Source organism: Bradyrhizobium sp. ORS 375 (genome assembly GCF_000239775.1).
GTDB lineage: Bacteria > Pseudomonadota > Alphaproteobacteria > Rhizobiales > Xanthobacteraceae > Bradyrhizobium.
Genome location: NZ_CAFI01000231.1, coordinates 1 through 4,406, shown reverse-complemented (window position 1 = coordinate 4,406; position 4,406 = coordinate 1). Strand labels below are relative to the sequence as shown.

Below are 4,406 nucleotides of genomic sequence, written 5' to 3'. Positions count from 1 at the left end.
AAAGGGCGATCGTGTCCGGGCGCCCCGTTCCGAACGTGAGGATCGCCGCGAGACGTTCGAGCCGCGCGGCAAGCGCGCCGGTGCCGGCAAGCCTGCACGGGTCGGCGCGGAGCGGCCCGAGCGCAAGCCGCCCGCCGCGCCGCCGCCGAAAAAGGTCGAGCCGGAGACGGCAGTGTTGCCGACCAAGGTGCAGACCGTCGTCGTGACCGCCGACGAGAACAACATGCGCGTCGATCGTTTCCTCGAGGCGCGCTTTCCCGGCCTGTCGTTCTCCCACATCCAGCGCATCGTCCGCAAAGGCGAGCTGCGCGTCGACGGCAAGCGCGCCGACTCCAAGGACCGCCTGGAGGAGGGCCAGAGCGTGCGCATTCCGCCGCTCAAGCTGGACGCGCCGAAGGAGCGCGCCGGCCTCACCGAGGGCGAGCGCAAGACGCTCGAAAGCCTGAAGGCGATGACCTTGTACGAGGACGACGACGTGCTCGTCCTCAACAAGCCCGCGGGGCTCGCGGTGCAGGGCGGATCCGGCATGACGCGCCACATCGATCAGATGCTGGAGGTGATGCGCGATTCCAAGGGCCAGAAGCCGCGGCTCGTGCACCGCATCGACCGCGAGACCTCCGGCTGTCTGCTGATTGCCAAGACGCGCTTCGCCGCGACGCATTTGACCGGCGCCTTCCGCAGCCGCTCGGCGCGCAAGATCTATTGGGCGCTGGTGGCGGGTGTCCCGAAGCCGAAGCAGGGCCGCATCTCGACCTATCTCGCCAAGGACGAGGGCGAGGACGACACCATCATGCGCGTCGCCGCGCATGGTGACGAGGGCGCCAGCCACGCCGTGACCTACTACGCCGTCGTCGAAGCGTCGGCGAACAAGCTCGCCTGGGTCTCGCTCAAGCCGGTGACGGGGCGCACCCATCAGCTGCGCGCGCACATGGCCCATATCGGCCATCCGATCGTCGGCGATCCCAAGTACTTCAACATCGAGAACTGGTCGCTGCCCGGCGGCCTGCAGAATCGGCTGCATCTGCTGGCGCGCCGCATCGTCATTCCGCATCCGCGCGGCGGGTTCATCGACGCGACCGCGCCGCTGCCGCCGCACATGCTGCAGTCCTGGAACCTGCTCGGCCTCGAGCACGACCGCTTCGACCCGATCGAGAACGCGCCGGAGGAGTGAGGCGGGGTGGAATCAGCTCCTCTGCTCGACCAGCCGAATGCCCGCGTCACGAAGCGCGATAAAGACGTCTTCGACGTCCTCGGGCGGCCTGCCCGGACCGAACAGGCCGTTCAGCTCCTCAAACGTGATCTCGCCATCCGGCTCACTGAGTGCGATCGCGCGACGAATGATCTCTGCCACGGTCATGGCCATCCTCCTTGATGGGGCTTCCATCTAACGGGGGAGAGTCGATCCCGCCGAGCCTCAATTCCTGAACTGCTCCAGGAACAGCGAGAGCGAATCGTGCGGGGTTTCGACGTCGAGGATCACCCAGCCGTCCGGGCCCTTGGCGACGATGAAGTTCAGCGAGATGCGGCGGCCCAGGTTGTCGAAGCTGGCCGCGACATAGGTTTTGTCGAACTGCCTGCGCAGGATGGAAATCGCGACAGGTCCCAGCTTCCAGCGCGGGCTCTGCACCAGGAAGTCGTACGGCTCGCGCCGCGGCGCCGACCAGGCCTTTGCGAGGCTTGCATCAAAGAACTGCGCCGCCACCTCGGTCGTGCGCGGCAGTCCGCCGGAGAGCTCCGGCGTTCCCTGGCCGTAATGCGCATAGACGTTGCGCACCAGGGATTCCGGGGTCCGGAAGCCGGCGGCTGCGGGCACGGCGCTGCCGAGCAGGAGGAGGGCGGAGAACAGGAGACGCATCGGCAGCTCGCATTTTGGTCGATCAAGGCTTATCTACCGCGCAAACAACGGATCCTGTGTGATCTTCCCCGCGAGAGGGCCTGAATTCATATGCGTGAGCTGTTTGACGAGGTGGTCGGCCAGGGCAAGCCCGATCCGCAGGAGGCGGCGCGGCAGGCGATGCGCGCGCCGCAGCGCAAGCGCTTCTACAAGGCGGCCGGGACGGCGGAGACCGAGGGCGGCCATCACGTCACCCTCGACGGCCGGCCGATCCGCACGCCGTCGGGGCGCGTCGTCGTCGTTCCTGTCCAGGAGTTGGCCGAGGCGGTGGCCGCGGAGTGGGGGGCGCAGGGCGAGACCATCGATCCCGCGACGATGCCGCTGACGCGCTTTGCCAATAGCGTGGTGCAGTCGGTGGTCGACCGCGTCGACGACGTCCGCGAGGACATGGCCAGATACCTCCAGTCCGACCTGCTGTTTTACCGCGCCGGTCATCCGGAAGAACTGGTCTCTCGCGAGGCCGTGCATTGGGACCCGGTGCTGGACTGGGCGCGCGACAGCCTCGGCGCGCATTTCATCCTGTCCGAGGGCATCATGCATGTGACCCAGCCGGACGCCGCCGTGCAGGCGGCTCGGGACGCACTGCCGACCGGTCCCTGGGCGGTGGCGGCGGCGCATGTGGTAACCACCGTCACCGGATCGGCGCTGCTCGCTTTGGCGCTGGCCCACGGCATCCGCGACGCCGACCAGGTCTGGGCCGCCGCCAATGTCGATGAGGACTGGAATGTCGAGCAATGGGGCGCGGACGAGGAGGCCATGAGCCGCCGCGCCGCCCGGCAGGTCGACTATGTCGCCGCGGTGCGCATCCTCGGGGCGGTCGACCCGACGGCCTGAGGCCGGTTAACGCCGGGTTTAGGGCGAAGGTCTAGTCTCCCGCGCGTAACCCGAGTACGCGCATGGTCCAGAGTGTCACCCCGCCGCCATCTGTGAGCGCCGTCCGCAGCGTGGGAACCGCGGCGTCCGGCGCGACGCCGAACGTGACGTCGGGCACCACCCTGCAGGCCGGTGCGCTGATCAGCGCCAGGGTGCAGCAGGTGCTCGCCGAGAATCTGGTCCAGGTCGCGATCGGAAACCTGTCGCTGGAGCTTGCCACTGAGCTGCCGCTGCAGGCCGGCCAGTCGGTGCAGGTCGCGGTGTCGCAGACCGCGCAGGGCCTGCAGCTCGCGATCGTCGGGCAGGGCACAGCTTCCGGCACGAGCGGCACCCCGACGCCCGCCGCCACCGTGGTCGATGTCACCGGCCGCCTCGCGCCGACCTTGGCCCCACCGCCGGACCCGTTGACCGGGCTGGAGCGGCTCGCGGTCTCGATGGCCAGCGAGGAGGCGGCGACCCGCCAGGGCAGCCAGGGCCAGTTGTTCGCAGATCTCCAGGCTGTCGCCGACTCGCCGAACCTGCCCCCCGCGCTACGCGCCGCTGTCGCCCAGGTGCTGGCGCAGCAGACCCCGCTATCAGCGGCGCTGACAGCCGACGACGTTCAGACCGCCGTCCAGAACTCCGGCCTGTTCCTCGAAACCTCGCTCGCCAAGGGCAGCACGGCATCGGCGCCGTCGGACCTGAAGGCCGCCCTGATCGTGCTGCGCCAGACGCTGGCGTCGGTGCTGCAGACGGTCGATCCCGGCACGACCGCTTCGACGCCGCCGTCCGGCGCCTCCTACGCCTCTGTGCTCTCCGAGGCCGGCCGCGCCGCCGCCGCGCAACAGCAGAACACCGCGCCCTCGCTGGTGCCGGACATCGAGATCGAGCTGCCGCCGCAGCCTTGGTCTTCCGGCATGGGGCGGCCCGACGCAGCCTCCGCCGGCTTCACCGGCTCGGCCCTGATCGAGAGCCTCACAGGCGCCAAGGCGCAGTCGCTGACTCCAGGCGCGGTGCTGGCTGTGCTGCAGGAGGCGCAGCAGCAGATCCCGCGCGCCGCCGGCCTCGTTCCCGGCCGTAATGGCCGCGGCGAGGTCGTCGTCCGCACCAACACGCCACCGCCGCCATTCCGCGGCGGCGCGCCGGTGCCGCAGCACGTGGCGACGCCGTCGCTCACTCAGGATACGCCGCTGCCGGCGATCGCCCATCGCCTGCTCGACGAGACCGATCAGGCGCTGTCGCGCCAGACCCTGCTGCAGGTCGCCTCGCTGCCGGATCGCCCGGATGCGTCAGCCCCGCGCACCGATGCCACGCAGCCGCGCTGGAATTTCGAGATCCCCTTCGCCACACCGCAGGGCACGGCGATGGCGCAGTTCGAGATCTCGCGCGACGGCGGCCCGCAGGCGCCGGACGCCGCCAGGCGCACCTGGCGCGCGCGCTTCTCGCTGGATGTTGAGCCGGCCGGGCCTGTCCATGCGCTGATCGCCTTCAACGCCGAGCGGACCTCGGTGCGGATGTGGGCCGAGCGTCCCGCGACCGCCGCGCGGCTGCGCGCCGGTCTCTCCGAGCTGAGCCAGGCGCTCAGCCGCGCCGAACTCTCGCCCGGCGATCTCGTGGTGCAGGACGGTGCACCGCCGGCCGTGATGCCGCCCAAGGCCGG

5 protein-coding genes are annotated in these 4,406 nt (G+C 70.0%); 3 read left to right on the top strand and 2 right to left on the bottom strand.

Annotated features, from left to right (window positions below):
• The coding region (locus tag BRAO375_RS18775) for an RluA family pseudouridine synthase (protein WP_052536102.1) at nt 1-1,171 on the top strand (1,171 nt) is incomplete at its 5' end.
• Between the two features lie 12 nt (nt 1,172-1,183).
• On the opposite strand, the gene BRAO375_RS18770 is transcribed toward BRAO375_RS18775, so the two are convergent.
• Nucleotides 1,184-1,357: a hypothetical protein gene (locus BRAO375_RS18770; protein WP_009029036.1), complete on the bottom strand. Its 174-nt coding sequence runs from the start codon at nt 1,355-1,357 to the stop codon at nt 1,184-1,186.
• Between the two features lie 57 nt (nt 1,358-1,414).
• Nucleotides 1,415-1,855, bottom strand: a complete 441-nt coding sequence (locus BRAO375_RS18765) for a hypothetical protein (RefSeq protein ID WP_009029035.1) — start codon at nt 1,853-1,855, stop codon at nt 1,415-1,417.
• A 90-nt stretch (nt 1,856-1,945) separates the two neighbouring features.
• On the opposite strand from BRAO375_RS18765, the gene BRAO375_RS18760 reads away from it, so the two are divergent.
• Both BRAO375_RS18760 and fliK read left to right on the top strand, forming a co-directional pair.
• Complete coding sequence (locus BRAO375_RS18760; protein ID WP_009029034.1) at nt 1,946-2,728, top strand: ATP12 family chaperone protein; 783 nt, start codon at nt 1,946-1,948, stop codon at nt 2,726-2,728.
• A gap of 62 nt (nt 2,729-2,790) precedes the next feature.
• The coding region (fliK, locus tag BRAO375_RS18755) for a flagellar hook-length control protein FliK (protein WP_035641067.1) at nt 2,791-4,406 on the top strand (1,616 nt) is incomplete at its 3' end.

Bases quoted from the DNA above. Each gene is read 5' to 3' on its own strand.
- BRAO375_RS18760 (WP_009029034.1), top strand. From the start codon at position 1,946: ATGCGTGAGCTGTTTGACGAGGTGGTCGGCCAGGGCAAGCCCGATCCG.
- BRAO375_RS18770 (WP_009029036.1), bottom strand. From the start codon at position 1,357: ATGACCGTGGCAGAGATCATTCGTCGCGCGATCGCACTCAGTGAGCCG.
- BRAO375_RS18765 (WP_009029035.1), bottom strand. From the start codon at position 1,855: ATGCGTCTCCTGTTCTCCGCCCTCCTCCTGCTCGGCAGCGCCGTGCCC.